This is a genomic window from Anaeromyxobacter sp. (genome assembly GCA_016718565.1).
Lineage (GTDB): Bacteria > Myxococcota > Myxococcia > Myxococcales > Anaeromyxobacteraceae > JADKCZ01.
This window is the reverse complement of record JADKCZ010000001.1, coordinates 343,893-362,198: the sequence shown is the minus strand read 5'-3', so window position 1 is coordinate 362,198 and position 18,306 is coordinate 343,893. Positions and strand designations below refer to the sequence as shown.

Annotated in this window: 19 protein-coding genes; 4 read left to right on the top strand and 15 right to left on the bottom strand. The window is 74.8% G+C overall.

Annotated features, from left to right (window positions below):
- Window positions 1–53: 53 nt before the first annotated feature.
- The 13 genes from IPO09_01585 to IPO09_01525 form a co-directional block, all read right to left on the bottom strand.
- Window positions 54–1,514: an adenosylhomocysteinase gene (locus tag IPO09_01585; protein MBK9516043.1), complete on the bottom strand. Its 1,461-nt coding sequence runs from the start codon at window positions 1,512–1,514 to the stop codon at window positions 54–56.
- 118 nt (window positions 1,515–1,632) lie between these two features.
- A complete protein-coding gene (locus tag IPO09_01580) occupies window positions 1,633–2,613 on the bottom strand; it encodes a metalloregulator ArsR/SmtB family transcription factor (protein MBK9516042.1) in 981 nt (326 codons plus the stop codon).
- A 570-nt stretch (window positions 2,614–3,183) separates the two neighbouring features.
- Window positions 3,184–4,344: a methionine adenosyltransferase gene (locus tag IPO09_01575; GenBank protein MBK9516041.1), complete on the bottom strand. Its 1,161-nt coding sequence runs from the start codon at window positions 4,342–4,344 to the stop codon at window positions 3,184–3,186.
- A gap of 118 nt (window positions 4,345–4,462) precedes the next feature.
- Complete coding sequence (gene ptsP / locus IPO09_01570; protein ID MBK9516040.1) at window positions 4,463–6,253, bottom strand: phosphoenolpyruvate--protein phosphotransferase; 1,791 nt, start codon at window positions 6,251–6,253, stop codon at window positions 4,463–4,465.
- Complete coding sequence (locus IPO09_01565; protein MBK9516039.1) at window positions 6,254–6,526, bottom strand: HPr family phosphocarrier protein; 273 nt, start codon at window positions 6,524–6,526, stop codon at window positions 6,254–6,256.
- A gap of 2 nt (window positions 6,527–6,528) precedes the next feature.
- Window positions 6,529–7,341, bottom strand: coding sequence for a PTS system mannose/fructose/sorbose family transporter subunit IID (locus IPO09_01560; protein MBK9516038.1), 813 nt, complete (start codon window positions 7,339–7,341; stop codon window positions 6,529–6,531).
- Window positions 7,338–8,033 carry a PTS sugar transporter subunit IIC gene (locus tag IPO09_01555; protein ID MBK9516037.1) on the bottom strand — a complete coding sequence of 232 codons (696 nt, stop codon included), beginning with the start codon at window positions 8,031–8,033 and terminating at the stop codon, window positions 7,338–7,340. Before IPO09_01555 ends, IPO09_01560 begins: the two co-directional genes overlap by 4 nt.
- Window positions 8,034–8,050: 17 nt before the next feature.
- Window positions 8,051–8,545 (bottom strand): PTS sugar transporter subunit IIB, encoded by a 495-nt coding sequence (locus IPO09_01550; protein ID MBK9516036.1) that lies wholly within the window; start codon window positions 8,543–8,545, stop codon window positions 8,051–8,053.
- A gap of 31 nt (window positions 8,546–8,576) precedes the next feature.
- The gene (locus IPO09_01545) at window positions 8,577–8,993 is read right to left on the bottom strand and encodes a PTS fructose transporter subunit IIA (protein ID MBK9516035.1); all 417 of its coding nucleotides are present in this window, start codon (window positions 8,991–8,993) and stop codon (window positions 8,577–8,579) included.
- Window positions 8,994–9,007: 14 nt separating this feature from the next.
- The gene (gene rapZ / locus IPO09_01540) at window positions 9,008–9,898 is read right to left on the bottom strand and encodes an RNase adapter RapZ (protein MBK9516034.1); all 891 of its coding nucleotides are present in this window, start codon (window positions 9,896–9,898) and stop codon (window positions 9,008–9,010) included.
- Window positions 9,895–10,860: an HPr kinase/phosphorylase gene (locus IPO09_01535; GenBank protein ID MBK9516033.1), complete on the bottom strand. Its 966-nt coding sequence runs from the start codon at window positions 10,858–10,860 to the stop codon at window positions 9,895–9,897. Before IPO09_01535 ends, rapZ begins: the two co-directional genes overlap by 4 nt.
- A 35-nt stretch (window positions 10,861–10,895) precedes the next feature.
- The gene (locus IPO09_01530; protein MBK9516032.1) at window positions 10,896–11,726 is read right to left on the bottom strand and encodes a hypothetical protein; all 831 of its coding nucleotides are present in this window, start codon (window positions 11,724–11,726) and stop codon (window positions 10,896–10,898) included.
- Entirely contained in the window at window positions 11,723–12,022 is a 300-nt protein-coding gene (locus tag IPO09_01525; protein ID MBK9516031.1) for a Bor family protein, read from the bottom strand. Before IPO09_01525 ends, IPO09_01530 begins: the two co-directional genes overlap by 4 nt.
- Window positions 12,023–12,153: 131 nt before the next feature.
- Here IPO09_01525 and IPO09_01520 point away from each other — a divergent pair, with 131 nt between their 5' ends.
- Together IPO09_01520 and IPO09_01515 are read left to right on the top strand one after the other, a co-directional pair.
- Window positions 12,154–13,122: a phosphoesterase gene (locus tag IPO09_01520; protein ID MBK9516030.1), complete on the top strand. Its 969-nt coding sequence runs from the start codon at window positions 12,154–12,156 to the stop codon at window positions 13,120–13,122.
- Entirely contained in the window at window positions 13,119–13,502 is a 384-nt protein-coding gene (locus IPO09_01515; protein ID MBK9516029.1) for a response regulator, read from the top strand. The genes IPO09_01520 and IPO09_01515 overlap by 4 nt, the downstream gene beginning before the upstream one ends.
- A 53-nt stretch (window positions 13,503–13,555) precedes the next feature.
- On the opposite strand, the gene IPO09_01510 is transcribed toward IPO09_01515, so the two are convergent.
- Together IPO09_01510 and IPO09_01505 are read right to left on the bottom strand one after the other, a co-directional pair.
- Complete coding sequence (locus IPO09_01510) at window positions 13,556–14,812, bottom strand: MBL fold metallo-hydrolase (GenBank protein MBK9516028.1); 1,257 nt, start codon at window positions 14,810–14,812, stop codon at window positions 13,556–13,558.
- A gap of 119 nt (window positions 14,813–14,931) precedes the next feature.
- Entirely contained in the window at window positions 14,932–16,215 is a 1,284-nt protein-coding gene (locus IPO09_01505; protein ID MBK9516027.1) for a DNA polymerase IV, read from the bottom strand.
- A 97-nt stretch (window positions 16,216–16,312) separates the two neighbouring features.
- Here IPO09_01505 and IPO09_01500 point away from each other — a divergent pair, with 97 nt between their 5' ends.
- Window positions 16,313–16,996 (top strand): TetR/AcrR family transcriptional regulator, encoded by a 684-nt coding sequence (locus tag IPO09_01500; protein ID MBK9516026.1) that lies wholly within the window; start codon window positions 16,313–16,315, stop codon window positions 16,994–16,996.
- 155 nt (window positions 16,997–17,151) lie between these two features.
- Entirely contained in the window at window positions 17,152–18,270 is a 1,119-nt protein-coding gene (thiO, locus tag IPO09_01495; GenBank protein ID MBK9516025.1) for a glycine oxidase ThiO, read from the top strand.
- Window positions 18,271–18,306 lie beyond the last annotated feature (36 nt).

Here is an 18,306-nt window from a genome sequence, read left to right as displayed (position 1 = left end):
GAAGTCCTGGGGCGCCGCGGTCTGGGCTACAAGCAGCGGCCGCGAAGCGGCCGCTAATACCGGTAGTGGTCCGGCTTGAACGGCCCCTTGGGCGAGATGCCGAGGTACTCGGCCTGCTTGGGGGTCAGCTTGGTGAGGCGCGCCCCGATCTGCTCGAGGTGCAGCGCCGCCACCTTCTCGTCCAGGTGCTTCGGCAGGGTGTAGACCTCCTTGCCGTACTTCTTCCGGTTCACCGCCAGCTCGATCTGGGCCAGCGTCTGGTTGGTGAAGGAGTTGGACATCACGAAGGACGGGTGGCCGGTGGCGCAGCCCAGGTTGAGGAGGCGCCCCTCGGCCAGGATCAGCACCCGGTGGCCGTCGGGGAAGACGAAGGCGTCGTACTGCGGCTTGATGTTGACGCGCGTCAGCCCCGGCACCTTCTTCAGGCCGGCCATGTCGATCTCGTTGTCGAAGTGGCCGATGTTCCCGACGATGGCGCAGTCCTTCATCTTCGACATGTGCTCGGTGGTGATGACGTCGAGGTTGCCGGTGGCGGTGACGAAGACGTCGGCCGTCTTCACCACGTCCTCGAGCCGGACCACCTGGTAGCCCTCCATCGACGCCTGCAGCGCGTTGATGGGGTCGATCTCGGTGACCACCACGCGGGCGCCCTGCCCGCGCAGCGCCTGGGCGCAGCCCTTGCCCACGTCGCCGTAGCCCAGCACCACGCAGAGCTTGCCGGCCAGCATCACGTCGGTGGCGCGGTTGAGCCCGTCCACCAGCGAGTGGCGGCAGCCGTAGAGGTTGTCGAACTTGGACTTGGTGACCGAGTCGTTGACGTTGATGGCCGGGAAGAGGAGCTGCCCCTTCTTCTGCATGTCGTAGAGGCGGTGCACCCCGGTGGTGGTCTCCTCGGTGACCCCGGCGCAGGCGGCCGCCACCCGGGTCCAGCGCTTCTTGTCCTGCTTCAGCGTGGCCGCCAGCAGCTGCAGGATGACGGCGTACTCCTCGGAGTCGGCCGTCTCGGGGCCCGGCACCTTGCCGGCCGCCTCGAACTCCACGCCCTTGTGGATGAGCAGGGTGGCGTCGCCGCCGTCGTCCACGATCTGGGTCGGGCCCTTGCCGGCGCCGAAGTCGAGGGCCCGCTCGGTGCAGAGCCAGTACTCCTCGAGGGTCTCGCCCTTCCAGGCGAAGACCGGCACGCCGGCCGGGGCGGCCTCGGTGCCCTTCCGGCCCACCGCGATGGCGGCGGCGGCGTGGTCCTGGGTCGAGAAGATGTTGCAGGAGGCCCAGCGCACGTCGGCGCCGAGGTCCACCAGGGTCTCGATGAGGACCGCGGTCTGGATGGTCATGTGCAGCGAGCCGGTGATGCGCTGCCCCTTGAGCGGCTGGCGCTTGCCGTACTCCCGGCGGATGGCCATCAGGCCCGGCATCTCCTTCTCGGCCAGCTCGATCTCCTTGCGGCCCCAGGCGGCCAGGGAGAGGTCCTTCACGTTGAACTCGAGCTTCGAGGCGGGCTTCTTCTTGGCGGCCATGGTTCGTCTCCTTGTGTTCGTGGCGTCTCGGTGCGGCGTCAGGGCTTCGGTGCGGCGTGGTCTGGTCCGGCGGCGGCGCGGGCTCGAGGGCTCCGCGCCGGGAGGAGGGAAGCGGCGCCTAGGGGCCCGGCCGGTGGGCGGTGGCCAGCAGCAGCGCCGGCCCCTTGGCGCCCGGCTCGGGCGGCAGCGGGCGGACGGTGGCGCCCGCGAGGCCGGCGGCGGCGAGGGCGCGGGTGAGATCGGCGGGGGCGAAGCCCAGGCGGGCCTGGCCGAGCCGGCGGGCGAAGTCCTGGTCGTCGTGGCGGGCCAGGTCCACCAGCACCAGGCGACCGCCCGGCCTGAGGATGCGGGCCGCCTCGGCCAGCACCGGCGCCACCTCGGGCACGTAGGCCAGCACCAGCACCAGCAGCGCCGCGTCGCAAGAGGCGGCCGGCAGCGGCAGCGCCTCCAGCCCGGCGCGGTGCAGCTCCACGTTGGCGGCGCCGTCGAGGCGGCGGCGGGCGGTGCGCAGCATGGCGGCCGACTGGTCCACCCCGATGACCCGCGCCACGTGCGGGGCCAGGGCGGCGGTGAGGGTGCCGGCGCCGCAGCCCAGGTCCGCCACGATCCAGTCCGGCGGCAGGAGGGCGCCCAGCGCCTCGCGCTCGAAGGCCGCGCCGTAGAGCTCGGCCCGGAGCGCCTCCCACTCCTGGGCGGCGCCGGCGAAGAACTCCTGGGCCCCGGCGCGGCGGGCCTTGAGGCGCGCCTCCAGCCGCAGCTCGTCCTGCCCGGCGGCGGCCCAGGCCTCGGTCTCGGCGCGGGCCAGCTTCCAGAGCCGGCGGGCCCCGGCCTCGGCGTCCGGCGAGAAGGCGTAGAAGCTGGCGGTGCCCTGGCGCCGGCTGGTGAGCCAGCCCTGGTCCGAGAGGGTCTTCAAGTGGCGCGAGACGGTGGACTGCGGCAGCCGCAGCACGTCGCACAGCTCCTGCACCGAGAGCGCCTCGCGCTCCAGCACCCGCAGGAGCCGCAGGCGGGTCTCGTCGGCCAGCCCGTCCATCCAGCCGAGCAGGGCGGCGGGCCGGGAGGGGTCGGCGGCAGGGGGCTGGGCGGGGGCGGGTTTCATCGCTCTATCCGGGTGAACGGATATAACGATCACGGGTGGCGGATCAAGTCGGGGCGGTCTTTCCCCCCTCTCCCCACCCCTCACCCCTGCCCTCTCCCCGGAGGGGAGAGGGAGCAGACAAGGCGTGCCGCCTGGCAGGGACGGCTTCTGCCCCTGGAATGCCGGAAGTGCGGGCTCCGTCCACCACCAGCTAGACGGTGGTGCCGCCCACCCTGCCGCGGAGAACCACGGTCTGCGCTCCCTCTCCCCAGCTCGCTGGGGGAGAGGGCCGGGGTGAGGGGGCCGGATGACCTCGAACACCGGGAGACTCAGTCCGCGGGAGCCGTGGACTCGTCCGCTCGAGCTCCCTCTCCCCCAGCTTGCTGGGGGAGAGGGCTGGGGTGAGGGGGCCGGGGGGCGGGGCGGAGGCTGGCCTCTCTATCTGCCGCTGCCGCCCACCCCTCCCCCCAAAGGATGGTTCGGACGTCCGAACCGATATCGGTCCAGGCGTGTGAACTGACCCCCTCCACGCCGAAGGGCCCGCCACCTCGGCGAGCCCCCCGGAACAGCCCTGCGGCGCGGCGCCGGAGACTACCCGGCCTGCTTCTTCAGCCCGCCCGCTGCGGCCAGCTCCTCGGCCTTGTCGGTCCGCTCCCAGGTGAAGCTCTTCTCGGTGCGGCCGAAGTGGCCGTAGGCGGCGGTCTTCTCGTAGATGGGCCGCCGCAGGTCGAGCTGCTCCATGATGGCGCGCGGGGTCAGGCCGAAGACCCGGCGCACCGCCTTGCCGATCTTGTCCTCGGCCACCGTGGCGGTGCCGAAGGTCTCCACCAGCACCGAGACCGGCTCGGCCACGCCGATGGCGTAGGCCACCTGCACCTCGCAGCGGGTGGCCAGGCCGGAGGCCACCACGTTCTTGGCGATGTAGCGCCCCATGTAGGCGGCCGAGCGGTCCACCTTGGACGGGTCCTTGCCGGAGAAGGCGCCGCCGCCGTGGCGGCCCATGCCGCCGTAGGTGTCCACGATGATCTTGCGGCCGGTCAGGCCGGTGTCGCCCATGGGGCCGCCGGTGACGAAGCGGCCGGTGGGGTTGATGTGGATCTTGGTCTTCTTGTCGAGCAGCTTGCGCGGCAGCGACTTGGCGATGACCAGCTCGCGCACCACCTCGTGCAGCTCCTTGTTGGAGACCTCCTCGGAGTGCTGGGTGGAGACCACCACCGTGTCGATGCGGAAGGGCTTGCCGTCGCGGTACTCCACCGAGATCTGGCTCTTGCCGTCCGGCCGGAGGAAGGCCACGCCGCCCTTGCGCACCTTGGCGAGCTGCCGGGTGACGGCGTGGGCGTACTGGATGGGCGCCGGCATGAGGGTGGGGGTCTCGTCGCAGGCGTAGCCGAACATCATGCCCTGGTCGCCGGCGCCGCCGGTGTCCACGCCCTGGGCGATGTCGCGCGACTGCTCGTCCACCGCCACCAGCACCGCGCAGGTGCTGAAGTCGAAGCCCATGGCGCTGTCGGTGTAGCCGATGTCCCGCACCACCCGGCGCGCGATCTTGGGGAAGTCGAGCAGCGCGTCGGAGGTGATCTCGCCGGCGATCATGACGTAGCCGGTCTTGAGCAGCGTCTCGCAGGCCACCCGGCCCTTGGGGTCGGTCTTGAGCACCGCGTCGAGCACGGCGTCGGAGATCTGATCGGCCATCTTGTCCGGATGGCCCTCGGTGACGGACTCCGAGGTGAAGAGGTAGTCGGTGGCGGACATGTGGCTCCTGACGGTGGTTCGAAAGGGCCGCACCGTATTCGGCCCCGTAAGGGACTGTCAACATGGCGGACGGCACTGTCGCCCGTCCGCTCCGGCGGACGGACCACCGCCGCGGCGGCTACCCCGAGACCGGCCCCACCTGGGCGTCGTGGTCCAGCAAGGCGCCGAAGCGCCGGCTCATCTCGTCCTTCACCTCGCGCTCGATCTCGTCGGCCGAGGTGAGCGTCAGCACCCGCGCCGCCAGGGCCCGCCCGTCCTCGGCGCGGGCCGCCCGGATGACCCGCTTCACCAGCGGGATGGACGGGCCGTTCATGGAGAACTCGGTGACCCCCAGCCCCATCAGCACCAGCGCGTTCATGGGCTCGCCGGCCATCTCGCCGCACATCGAGACCGGGATGCCGGCCGCCGCGGCGTTGTCGCACACCAGCTTGAGCAGCCGCACCACCGCCAGGTGCAGCGGCTTGTAGAGGTAGGCCACGTCCTTGTTCTGCCGGTCGATGCCGATGGTGTACTGGATGAGGTCGTTGGTGCCGATGCTGAAGAAGTCGCACTCGGCCGCCAGCCGGTCGGAGATGACGGCCGCGCTGGGCAGCTCGATCATGATGCCCACCGGGATGGGCGGCAGGTCGTGCCCCTCGCGCCTGAGCTCCTCGCGCACGTCGGCCAGGGCCCGCTTGGCGGCCCGCAGCTCGTTGATGCCCGAGATCATGGGGAACATGAGCCGCAGGTTGCCGTGGGGGGCGGCGCGCAGGAGCCCGCGCAGCTGGGCCCGGAAGAGCTCCGGCTGGCGCAGGCAGTAGCGGATGGCGCGCAGCCCCAGGGCCGGGTTCTCGGTGTGCACCCGCATGCCGGCCGGCAGCTTGTCGCCGCCCAGGTCGAAGGTGCGGATGGTGACCGGCCGCGGCGCCAGCTGCTCCAGGATGCGCCGGGCGTCCTGGTAGTGGTCCTCCTCGGTGGGCAGCTGCTCGCGCTGCAGGTAGAGGAACTCGGTGCGGTAGAGCCCCACCGCCTCGCCGCCGTGCGAGAGCAGGCTGGGCACCTCCTCGGCGAACTCGATGTTGCCGGCCAGCCGCACCGTGACCCCGTCCTGGGTCGAGGCCGGCAGGTCGCGGGTGCGCAGGAGCTCCTGCTCGTGCTCCAGCCAGCGCTCGCGCGCCACCTGGTAGTCGGCCCGCTCGCCCGGGGTGGGGTCGATGATGACCACCCCGCGCGCCCCGTCCACGATGATCCAGTCGCCGCGATCGGCCAGGGCGGTGATGCGCCCCACCGCCACCACCGCCGGCACCTCCAGCGCCCGCGCCACGATGGCGGTGTGGCTGGTCTTGGCCCCGGCGTCGGTGACGAAGGCCGCCACCTTGCGGTCGTGCAGCAAGAGCGCCGTGTCGGCCGGCGAGAGGTCGTGGGCCACGATGATGGCCCCCTCCGGCGGCGGCTCGTCCACGTCCACCTGCTCGCCCAGCAGGTTCTTGATGATGCGCTCGCCGACGAAGTCCACGTCGGCGCGCCGCTCCTTGAAGTACTCGTCGGCCGCGTCGGAGAAGGCGGCCTTGATCTTGCGGACGGCCCGCTTGACGGCCCACTCCGCGTTGATGCGCTCCTCGCGGACCAGCCGCTGCGCCTCCAGGACGAGCATCTCGTCCTTGAGCATCATGCGGTGCATGTCGATGATGGCGACGTGGTCGCCGGCGCTGCTGCCCTCGGCCTCGGCCACCTTGCGGCGCACCTCGCCCAGCTGCTGGTCGGAGCGCTCCAGGGCGGCGCGGAAGCGGCCCAGCTCAGGCTCCACCTCCTCGGGCCCGAGCCGCCGCTTGGGGGTGCGGACCTTGCGCCGGTCCACCGGCCAGCAGCGGCCGATGGCGATGCCGGCGGAGGCGCCGATGCCGACCAGGATGGTGGTGCCGGTGGCCACCTAGCCCTCCCCGAAGCCGGTCTCGATCATCTTGCCGATGGCGGCCAGGGCGGTCTCGGCGTCCTCGCCCTCCACCGTCACGGTGAGCTGGCTGCCGCGCGCCGCCGCCAGGGTGAGCACCCCCATGATGGACTTGGCGTTCACCTCGGCCCCGTCCTTGGCGAAGAGCACCTCGCTCTTGTGCCGGTTGGCCGCCTGGACCAGCTGGGCGGCCGGCCGGGCGTGCAGCCCCAGCGGGTTCACGATGGTGAAGGTCTTCTGCAGCCGCGACATCGTCACGAGCCCCCGTTCCAGCGCCCACCGAGCGCCATCGCCGCCACCGCCGCCGCCGCCGCCCCGGCGTAGACCACCGGGAAGAGCGGCACCCCGCGCGCCAGGGCCAGGTAGCCCAGCGCCGCGCCCAGCGCCACCGCCGCCGCGCCCGCGGCCCCCACCGCCCCGGCCAGCGGGCCGCCGGCCGTGCCGCCCGAGACCGCCAGCTGGCCGCCCACCGCCGCCAGCGCCAGCAGGCCGGCGGCCGCGCCGCACAGCACCGCGCCCAGCAGCCGGAGCCGGTCGGCCAGGCGGGGCAGCGCCAGCCGCGCGATGTCCGCCACCACGCCGTCGCCCTTCTCGTAGCCGGCCCGGAACAGCCCCCAGCGGATGGAGGCGTGGATCAGGTTGTAGGCCAGCAGCGCCGCCACCACCGCCGGCCAGCCGATGGTGAGCGCGCCCACCGCCGCCACCGCGCCGAAGAAGGGGCGCAGCGCGGTCCAGAAGAAGCCGTCGCCCACCGCCGCCAGCGGCCCCTGCAGGGTGGCCTTGTAGGTGAGCGGGGCGGCCCCGGGCTCCTGCCCGGCCGCCACCTTCTCCTCGTGGTGGATGGCCCCGCCCAGGATGGCCGCGGCCATGTAGGGGTGGCAGTTGAAGAACCCCAGGTGGCGCTGCAGCGCCTCCTCGCGGGCCACCGGGTCGGCGTAGAGCGCCCGCAGCGCCGGGTCGATGGCGTAGGCGAAGCCCAGGTTCTGCATGCCGCGCCGGTTCCAGGCGGCCTGCAGGAAGAGGCAGCGCCAGAAGACGCGCAGCAAGGTGGCCTGGCGCAGCCTCACGCGGCGCCTCCCATGAGGAGCCCGCCGGCCAGCACGGCCACCGCGGCGGCCGCGAAGGCCCAGCCGGCGCGGCGGGCCCTGAGCGCCTTGGCCCCGGCGGCGCAGGCCACCCCGGCGAAGGCCCACCAGGCCAGGGTGAGCGGGGCGCCGGCCCCGGGGGCGGCGCGCAGCAGGGCCGGCACCGCCGCGCCGCACAGGGCCGCGCCCACCGGCACCAGCAGGGCCGAGAGGGCGAAGGGCAGGAGCAGGCCGTGCAGGTTCTGGCGCACCGCCGCCTGGGCGTGGTGGCAGGCCAGCTCGTGCTCGGCGCGGGCCGCCAGCTGCTCGTTCTTCACCTCCACCAGCCGGTCGGCGCGGCGGCCCAGCAGCGCCAGCGGGGCGCACAGCAGCACCGCCAGGATGGCCACCGGGGCGGTCACCCCGGTGCCGAGCGCCTGCCCGGCCAGCACCGCGCCGGCGGCGATGGCGGCGGTGCCGATCGACTCGTGCAGCGGCAGGGCCGCCCCCATGTTGACGGCGCCGAGCCAGAGCAGCTCGAGCGGCGCGGCCACGTAGAGGCCGCCGGCCGGGTCGCCCAGGGCCAGCCCGGCCACCGGCGCCAGGGCGATGGGGCGCGACAGCATGGCCTGCAGGAAGCCCTTGCGCTCCACGGCGGCGAAGCCGGCGATGAGGCCGAGGAGGAGGTAGGGCACGGTGTGGGGAGTCTAGCCTATCGGGCGGCGGCGTACCGGCGCGCCAGCTCGGCCAGCCCCGCGGGGGGGTCGGTGGGCAGCGCCCGCGCCTCCACCTCGAAGCCGGCGGCGGCCAGCGCCTCCAAGGCGGCCAGCTCGGCCGCGCTCAGGAACACCGACGGGCTGACCGGCCGGCGCCCCTCGGCGAAGTGGACGTTGCCCAGGTTGAGGCGGCGCGCCCGGGCCGGCGTGAGCCCCCCGGCGGCGGCCCGGACCAGGCCGGCCACCTCGCGCACCAGCACCAGCACCGGGCCCGGGGCGGCCGCCAGGGCGGCGAAGTCCACCCGGTCGAGCGGCAGCACCTCCACCGGCACCTCGGCGGGGACGCACAGCGTCATGGCGGCCTGCGCCAGCGGGCTGGCCGCCGCCGCGTCGTCGGCCACCACCACCCTCGCCACCTGCAGGCGCGGCATCCAGGTCTCCAGCACCTGGCCGTGCAGCAGGCGGTTGTCGACGCGGACGACTGGGATCACCGGCGGGGGGCTCTCGGGCAGGTGCGGCGGGTCAGCGGCGGGCGGGCTGGACCTTGGCGCGCAGGAGCGCGCTGGCCAGGGTGATGTTCTTCTGGCCGTGGGCGCAGGCCAGCTCGGCGGCGGCCGCCAGGCCGTCGGCCCGGGTGGTGGCCAGCTTGATCAGCATGGGCAGGTTGACGCCGGTGACCACCTCGATCTGCTCGTCGAGGAAGGTGAGCGCCAGGTTGGCCGGGGTGCCGCCGAACATGTCGGTGAGCACCAGCACGCCCTCGCCGTCGGTCCCCACCTTGTGGATGGCGGTGGCCAGCCGGCCCCGCGCCTCCTCCACCGAGGTCTGCGAGTCGACCGAGACCGCCGACGCCAGGGCGACCGGGCCGACGATGGCTTCGGTGGTGCGGAGCAGCTCGGCGGCGAGCTCCCCGTGGGTGGCGACGACCAGTCCGACCATGGCGGGCGGGGAACCTACTCCTTTTCCACGTCGCGATGCCAGAGCCGCACGGCCTGCCCGGCCGACTCCAGCCGGCGGGCCAGCTCCCCGGCGATGGCCACCGAGCGGTGCTTGCCGCCGGTGCAGCCGATGGCGATGGTCAGGTAGCTCTTCCCCTCGGCCCGGTAGCGCGGCAGCAGGAAGCCGCCGAAGTCCACCAGCCGGTCCAGGAAGGCCTGCGCGTCGGGCTGCCCCAGCACGAAGTCGCGCACCTCCGGCTCGGTGCCGTCGTGCGGCCGGAGCGCCGGCACGAAGTAGGGGTTGGGCAGGAAGCGGACGTCGAGCACCAGGTCGGCGTGGGCCGGGATGCCGTAGCGGAAGCCGAAGGAGACCACCGTGACGCCCAGCCGGGCCCCCTCCCCGCCCACGAAGCGGCGCGCCACCTGCTTCTTCAGGTCGTGCACGTTCAGGGTGGTGGAGTCCACCACCTCGTCGGCCAGCGCCCGCAGCCCCTCCAGCGCCAGCCGCTCGGCGGCGATGCCGTCCTGCACCGTGCCGCCCTCGCCGGCCAGCGGGTGGCGGCGGCGGGTCTCCGAGTAGCGGCGCACCAGCGCCTCGTCGGCGCAGTCGAGGAACAGCACCGTCAGCGCCACCCCGCGGGCCCGCAGCTCGCCGATGATGCGGGGCGCCTCGCCCAGGAAGCGGGTGTCGCGGGCGTCCACCACCGCGGCGATGCGCGACACCTCGCCGGCGGTGTGGCCGGAGAGGTCGAGCAGCTTCTCCAGCAGCACGATGGGCAGGTTGTCGACGCAGTAGAAGCCGGCGTCCTCCAGGGCCCGGAGCGCGGTGGTCTTGCCGGAGCCGGAGACGCCGGTGAGGATCAGGAGCTCGGGCGGCCGGGGGGCGGCCTCGGCGGGGGCGGTCACTCGACGTCCATCTCGCCGGCGCGCGCGCCCGGCGAGAGCGCGATGGCCCGGTTGAGCCGCTCCTGGAACTCGCGGGCCGAGTGGTGGCCCTGCTGCTTGAGCAGGTGGTTGCGGGCCGCCACCTCGATGATGGTGGTCATGTTGCGGCCGGGGCGGACCGGCACCACCAGCATGGGCACCTCCACGTCGAGGATGCGGTACTTGCGGTCCTCCACGCCCAGGCGGTCGTACTCCACGGCCGGATCCCACTCCACCAGCTCGAGGACGATCTCCACCTTCTTGCGCTCGCGGATGGCGGCCACGCCGAAGAGGTCCTTGATGTTGATGATGCCCAGGCCGCGGATCTCCATGTGGTGCTTGATGATCTCGCTGCCGGCGCCCACCACCGCCTCGGGCGACTTGCGCTTGACGTCCACGATGTCGTCGGCCACCAGGCGGTGGCCGCGCATGATGAGGTCGAGGGCGATCTCGCTCTTGCCGATGCCCGACTTGCCCAGGAGCAGGATGCCCACCCCGAAGACGTCCAGCAGCACCCCGTGCATCGAGGTCTGGGCGGTCAGCACGTCCTCCAGGTAGTTCTGGACGGACTCGATGAAGGTGGAGGAGAGGTGGCTGGTGCGGAAGACCGGCACCCCCACCTCGTCGGCGGCGGCCACCAGGGGCGCCGGCACCTCCAGCCCCTTGGTCACCACCAGGCAGCCGATCTCCTGGGCGAAGAAGTTGCGGGCCAGCTCGACCTGCCGCTCCGGCGGCAGGGTGGCCAGGTAGCTCATCTCGGTGTTGCCGAAGACCTGCACCCGCTCGCGGTGCAGGTACTCGGTGAAGCCGGCCAGCACCAGCCCGGGCTTCTGGATCCTGGTGGAGCTGATGCGCCGGGAGAGGCCCTTCTTCCCGGCGACCAGGGAGAGCCTGAGATCGAACTTCTTGTCGTCGAGGAAGGCCCCGACGCGGATGGCGTCCATGCGGGGCCGAGTGTACCGGGCGGGGGCGGGGGCCGCTACTCGGCGGGCGGCCGGGCGGCGGGGGGCGCGGCCGGCCGGGCCGGTCCGTCGGTCGGCCGGGGCGGCTTGCGGGCCGGGGCCGGCTCGGCCAGCAGCCGGTCCACCATGGCCGGCAGGGCGTCGAGGAAGGCCTCGTCGCCGGCCCCCTTGAGCCGCTCGGAGACCGCCGCGGCGCCGCGCGCCCTGCGGGCGTCGAGCGAGGCGATGTTCACCAGGAGCGAGCCGCCCACCCGGCCCACCGTGCCGTGCACCACCCGGTCGGCCCCCAGGGCGCCGCCCAGCTCGGCCAGGCAGCCGGCGTCGGTGCAGCCGGCCACCACCTGGCGCCGCTTCTCGGCGCCCAGCAGCGCCGCCACGTCCGAGTCGGCCAGCACCGAGACCCCGGGGCGGCGCCGCAGCTCCCCGGCCAGCGCCTCGGTGAAGAGCGCCACGGTGGCCTTGTCCACCTCGCCCAGCGGGGCCAGCGGCAGCAGCACCAGGGTGAGGGTGCGGGCCGCGCCGGCCGGCTGGGCGCAGGTGACCCGCACGGTGGAGGGGTCCCACAGGTGGGCGTTCAGCACCCACAGGCCGCCGGCCCCGGTGAGGAGCTGGCCCAGCCAGTTGAAGAAGGTGACCTGGTTCTCCACCGCGGCGAAGTCCTCGGGGCAGACCTTGTCGAGCGCGATGGGGCCGGAGGCGTCGACGGCCCCGCCCACCAGGCCGTGGTGCCACTGCTCGCGCGGGGCGCCGGCCTCGGGGGCGCCGCGCCGCTCGTAGCGGATGGTGTAGCAGCCGGACAGGGCCAGGGCGCAGGCGGCGGCCGCGGCGGCGCGCAGGGCGCGGCTCACCGCGACACCTCGGCGCACTCGATGACCACGGTGCGCGGGCTCCACAGCCCCAGCGTCACCACCCCGGCCAGCCAGCCGCCGAAGGTGGCGCCGCTCCGCCAGCGGGCCACGCCCTCCGGGCAGGCCGCCTCGAGGTCCACCACCGGCTTGCCGACCAGCCCCCAGAGGAAGAAGTGGTGGGTCTGCTCGACGTGGCGGGCCGAGGCCGGCCGGGCCGTCTGGTAGCGGACGGTGTGGCAGCCGGCCAGCGCCAGAGCGGCGGCGAGGGCGAGCGGGGCGAGGCGCGGGGGGCGCATGGGAGGGGCATCCTACCGCGCAGGACCGCGCGCGCCAGCCTGCCGCACCGCCCGTGTTCACCCCGGTGGGTGCCCCCCGCCCGCCCGCGGACGCCGGCGTGTTCGCTCGGGTATTGTCCGGCACCCTCGCGATGGACCTCTCGATCCTCTATCACGGCAACTGCTTCGACGGCTGCGCCAGCGCGGCGCTCTTCGGCCGCTTCATGGCGGCGCGTCAGGGGGTCCAGCTCGGCGCCATCCGCCACCGCCCCATGGCCCACGGCCAGGGTGATCCCTTCCCGTCCGACGCCTTCTCGGGCGGGCTGACGGCCTGCGTCGACTTCCGGTTCTCGGCCAGCCCCGGCCTCCACTGGTGGTTCGACCACCACCAGAGCGCCTTCCTCTCACCGGCCGACCGCGCCACCTTCGAGGCCGACCGCTCGGGTCAGAAGTTCTGGGACCCGGCGGCGCCCTCCTGCACCGGCTTCATCCACCGGACGCTGCGCGACCGCTTCGGCTTCGAGGACCCTTCGCTGGCCGAGCTGGTCCACTGGGCCGAGATCATCGACGCGGCCCGCTTCCCCTCGGCGGCGGTGGCGGTGCGGCTGGAGGAGCCGGCGCTCCGGATCATGACGCTGCTCGAGGCCACCCGCGACCCGGCGCTGCCCGACCGGATCATCGAGGCCATGCGGACCACGCCGCTGGCCGCCCTGGCCGCCGCCCCCTGGGTGACCGAGCCCCTGGCGCCGCTGCTGGAGCGCCACCGGGCCGCCATCTCCCTCTTCCGCCAGCTGGCCCGCCTCGAGGGCGGGGTCGTCGAGGTGGACCTGGGCGACACGCCCGTCGAGGCCGCCAACAAGTTCATCGCCTACGACCTCTTCCCCGCCGCCCGCTACACGGTGGTGGTCTCCAGGGACGCCAAGCGGACCAAGGTGTCGGTGGGCTCCAACCCGTGGCCGGTGACGCCGCGCACCCACGACCTCTCGCAGCTGTGCCAGCGCTACGGCGGCGGCGGCCACCCGGTGGTGGGCGCGGTCACCCTGCCGCCCGGCCGGCTCGACGAGGCGCGCCGCGTCGCCGGCGAGATCGCCCGGGCGCTGCGGGTGGAGCCCTCGCCGTGACCCCCGGCCAGTACATCCTGGTGGTGGACGACGACGACGACTTCCGCGAGGCGCTGGTGGAGGTGCTCTCCTCGGCCGGCTACCCGGTGGAGCAGGCCTCCAACGGCGAGGAGGCGCTGCTGCGGGTGGCCGACGAGATCCCCGGCATCATCCTGCTCGACCTGAAGATGCCCGGCATCGACGGCTGGGGCGTGATGGAGCGGCTGCGGGCCGAGCCGCGCTCGGCCGCCATCCCCATCCTGGTGCTCTCCGCCTACGGCTTCGAGTGGGAGGCCGAGCTGCTGGGCGCGCAGGGCTACATCCCCAAGGCCGACGTGCAGCTCGACGGGATCCTGGAGCGGGTGCGCACCGCGGCCGGGGACCCGCCCATGCACCACTGAGAGGCCGTCACGGTCGTGGCCGCCGGCCCGGGCGCCGGCCGGCACGCCACCCCTCAGCCGGTCTCGTCCGAGGCGCCCTGCAGGATGGGTCGCCCGGTGGCCTCGAGCCAGGCGGAGCGGGCGATGGGCGAGGTCCACCAGGCCTGGAAGAGCGCCACGGGGTAGGGCTCGTCGCCGATGAGCGCGGCGCGGAGGCGCTCCAGGTCGAGCGCCTGGCGGGTGGCCTCGAGGTCCAGCCCCCTGGCCACCGAGGCCGCCACCTGGCGCCGCACCTCGCGCAGCAGCGCCTGCATGGCGCGCAGGTGGCCGGCGTCGCGCTGCACCTCGCCGTGCCCCGGCACCAGCAGCTCGAAGTCGAGCGCCGCCAGGCGCTCCAGCGCCTCGATCCACTCCCTGGGGAAGCTGCCGAAGCCGTAGGGGATGGGCGCCACCACCAGGTCGCCCGCCGCCACCACCTTCTCGCGCGGCAGCCAGACCACCAGGTCCCCCTCGGTGTTGCCCCGCCCCAGGTGGCGCACGTGGATCTCGCGCTCGCCGCGGTGGAGCACCAGCGCGTCGGCCACGGTGAGGTCCGGCGGCGAGGCGACGGTGCGCCTGGCCTCCGTGAGCGCCTGCTCGCCGTCGGCCAGGAGGGCGCGCTGGCGCTCCGAGGCCTCGCCCCTCCCCTCCCGCTCGCGCAGGTCCTGCAGCATGGGCGCCAGCTGGGCCGGCATGCTGGCGAGGTAGCGCGCCTGCGCACCCAGGATGTCGCGGCGCGTGCTGGGGTGGCCGACCACCACCAGGCCGGGGTAGGCGGCCCGCCAGGTGGCGGTGCCGAAGGTGTGGTCGCCGTGCCAGTGGGTGTTCACCAGCACCGAGACCGGCTTCGAGGTGATGGAGCGGACCAGCCGGATGGCGTTCTCGGCGGCGCGCGGGGTGCCGCCGGCGTCCACCACCACCACGTCGGCCTGGTTGACGATCACCAGCACGTTGGGCTCGACCGGCTGGCGCAGCACGTCGGGGCGGCGCAGCAGGTAGAGGTCGGGCCGGAGGGGCACCAGCTCGAGGTCCCAGGCGGTGGTGCGCGCCGGGGTCAGCGTGACCGGCGCGGCCACCGGCGAGGGGGCAGCGCGATCGGGGGGCTGCGCGGGCCCGACCACCCGCGGCGGGACGGGCGGCGGCGCGGCAGGCGGCGGCGCGGCCGCGGTCAGGTGGGGGACGAGCGCGAGCGCCAGGGCCAGCTGCAGGCGCGCGGGGCTGGCGGTGCGGCGCGGCGGGGGGACGGCGGCGTGGCGCGCAGCGGGCATGGGCACCTCGGGCAGGGGGCTCATCGGTGGGAGGCGTGGGCCGCCCTGGCGTGACAGGTCGCGACGGGGCGGCGGCGCCCGCCGCCCGCCGCGCCCGTGGAACGCCGACGCGCCCGTGGGACGCCAGGGCGCCCGGGCCGTCCTCACTCCCGGTCGCGGCGGCGGTGGCTCGGCCAGGCGTCGCGCACCTCCTCGCCGGCCAGGTCGGCCCGCTTCACCGTGCCCGAGCCGAACCGGTCCGACAGGGCGTCCACCGCGGCGTTGAGCTTGCGGCGGCGCGCCTCGGCCGGTGAGCCCCCGGCCGGCGCGCCGCCCGCGGCCTGGCCCTGGCCGCCCGCCGCCCCCGCCGCCCCGCCGAACAGGTCGAGCTGCCCGGCCTCCGGCGGACCCGCCTGCTCCTCGAACCCCGAGACCGTCACCCCCGCCAGCCGCACGGCGCGCGACGGGTCGATGCGCCCGAGCTGCCCCCGGGCCGCCTGGTAGATGGCCTCGTCGTCGTCGGTGGGGCTGGCCAGCGTCACCCGGCGCGTCACCAGCGTGAAGTCGGCGTACTTCACCTTGAGCGTCACCACCCGCCCGCGCAGGTGGTGGGCCCGCAGCCGCCGCCCCACCCGCGCCGCCTGCAGGAGCAGGCAGCGCGCCAGGGCGGCCTCGCCGCGCACGTCCTGCTCGAAGGTCTCCTCGCCGCCCACGCTCTTCAGCCCCTCGTCGGGCACCACCTCGCGCGGGTCGCGCCCCAGCGCCAGCTCGCGGAACGCGTGGGCGCGCTCGGCCCCCAGCGCCGCGGCCAGCGCCGCCTCCGGCGTGCTGGTCAGGGCGCCGATGGTGGTCACGCCCAGCCGGCGCAGCGCCTCCTCGGTCACCTCGCCCACGCCCCAGAGGCGGCCGATGGGCAGCGGCGCCAGGAAGGCGGCCACCCCGCCGGGCGGCACCACGGTGAGCCCGTCGGGCTTGCCGAAGTCGGTGGCGATCTTGGCCGCCAGCTTCACCTCGGCCACGCCGGCCGAGACCGTCAGGCCGGACTCGGCGCGCACCGCGGCGCGGATGGCGGCCGCGATGGCGGGCCCCTCCCCGTGCAGCGCCCGGGAGGCGGTCACGTCGAGGAAGGCCTCGTCGAGCGAGAGCGGCTCCACCAAGGGCGTGTAGCGCCGGTAGACGTCGAAGATCCGGTCCGACAGCTCGCCGTAGCGCTCGAAGCGCGGGTGCAGGAAGACCCCCTCCGGGCAGAGCCGCCGCGCCCGGGCGGAGGGCATGGCCGACCGGACGCCGTACTTCCTGGCCTCATAGCTGGCGGCGCAGACCACCCCGCGCCCCGAAACGCCCCCCACGATCACGGGACGGCCGCGCAGCGACGGGTCGTCGAGCTGCTCCACCGAGGCGTAGAAGGCGTCCAGATCGAGGTGGAGGATGGTCCGCGGGGCGCTCAGGAGTCACCGGTCCATGGTTGTGCTTCGACGCACATCACCCGTGTGGGGAGTAATCCTGCTTGACCCCGGTCAATTACGGGGATAAGTCAGTTGCCGAATGGACGGCTCAGTCGCAAACATGCGCCGGCTCGGCCCGCCCCGCAGCGGTATCGCGGAGCGGATCTGGGAAGCGGCCAGGCTGGAGTTCTCGAAGCGTGGCTACCACGGCGCGCGGGTGCAGGGCATCGCGCGCGGCGCGGCCTGCAACGTGGCGCTCATCTACCGCCACTGGTCCTCCAAGAAGGCCCTCTACCTCGACATCCTGCGCTCGGTCTGGCTGGGCGCGGCCAACGAGATCGCCGAGCTGGTCCAGAACGGGCCGGGCGGCGCGGGCGCGGTGGTGAGCGCCTACCTCGACGCCATGATGAAGGACCAGATGGGCGCGCAGCTGCTGATCCGGGAGTACCTGGACGGCGCCCCGCACCTGGCCCAGCTGGCCCAGACCGACCCCGCGCTGCTCGAGCCGGTGCGGCGCGCCGCCGCCGCCATCGCGCTGGCGGACGGCGGCCACAACGAGGTGGATCCGGTCCTGGCGGTGGTGACCATCGGCGGCCTGGCCGCCCTGGTGGCCAGCGCCCAGGAGGCGGCCCGCCCGTTCATGGAGTCGCCGCTGCCGCCCGAGGCCTGGCGCAAGCACGTGCACGACCTCCTGCTGCACGGCCTGGCGCCCAAGGCGCGCTCGGCCAGCACCCCCCCCCCGCCCAGCGCCAGCAGCAACGGCGCCGGGCACCCCTCCCCGTAGACCGTCGAGCGCGATCCGGAGGCCCCGGTCGCGCGGAGTCGAGGGACGCCCCGTGGTCGCGGGGCGCCCCCGCGCCGGTCGTCGGCCGCGGCTCGTCCGGCCGCTGACGCGGCGGCGGTGGCGCCGCCCCCGGCCTCGTTCTAGTGTGCGCCGCCATGAGGGCCGACGCGGTGGTGATCGGGGCGGGCGTGCAGGGCTGCGCCGTGGCGTGGCGCCTGGCGCAGGCCGGGCTGGACGTGGTGGTGCTGGAGCGCGCCATCCCGGGCGCGGAGGCGTCCAGCGCGGCCGGCGGCATCCTCTCCCCGGGCGTGGAGGCGCTGGAGCCCGGCCCGTTCTACGCGCTGGGGCGCAGCTCGCTGGCCCGCTACCCGGCCTTCGCCGCCGAGCTCGAGTCGCTCACCGGCGTGGGGCTCGGGTACCGCGGCGGCGGCACGCTGGAGGTGGCCTTCGACGACCAGCACGCCCAGCTCCTGGCCGGGCGGGCCGGCAAGATCCAGTCGGCCGGCCTGCCGGTCACGGTGCTCGACGACGGCGAGGTCCGCCGCCTCGAGCCGGGCCTCTCGCCCGAGGCGCGCGGCGCGCTCTGGTTCGAGGACGAGGCCTCGCTCGACCCCAGGCAGCTCGGCCGGGCGCTGGCCATCGCGGCGGCGCGGGCCGGGGCGCGCTTCGTCGCCGGGCAGGTGCGGGCCATCCGGCACGAGGGTGGGCGGGTGGTGGGCGTGGCGCACGAGCAGGGGCCGGTGGACGCGCCCTGGGTGGTGCTGGCGGCCGGCTCCTGGTCGATGCTGGTGGCCGGGCACGGCCTGCCGCCGGGGGCGGTGCGGCCGGTGCGCGGCCAGATGGCGGTGCTCGACACCCGCCCGCCGCTCCTCTCGCGGGTGATCTTCTCCGGCCACGGCTACGTGGTGCCGCGCCCCGACGGGCGGGTGCTGTGCGGCTCCACCATGGAGGAGGCCGGCTTCGAGAAGCAGGTCACCGCGGGCGGGCTGCGCCACGTGCTCGAGGTGGGCATGGGCATCGCGCCGGCCCTGGCCGCGGCCCCGCTGGTGGAGACCTGGTCCAACTTCCGGCCGGCCAGCCCCGACGGCGAGCCCATCCTCGGCGCCGGCGACGTGCCCGGCCTGCTCTACGCCACCGGCCACACCCGCAACGGCATCCTGCTCTGCCCCATCACCGCCGACGCGGTGGCGGCCTGCGTGCTCGGCGCGCCCCCGCCGGTGGACCTGGCCCCCTTCTCGCCGGCCCGGCTGGGCGCGGGGCGGCCCACCCGGTAGCGGGCGCGGCTGGAGCGGGCGCGGCGGGTCCAGGCC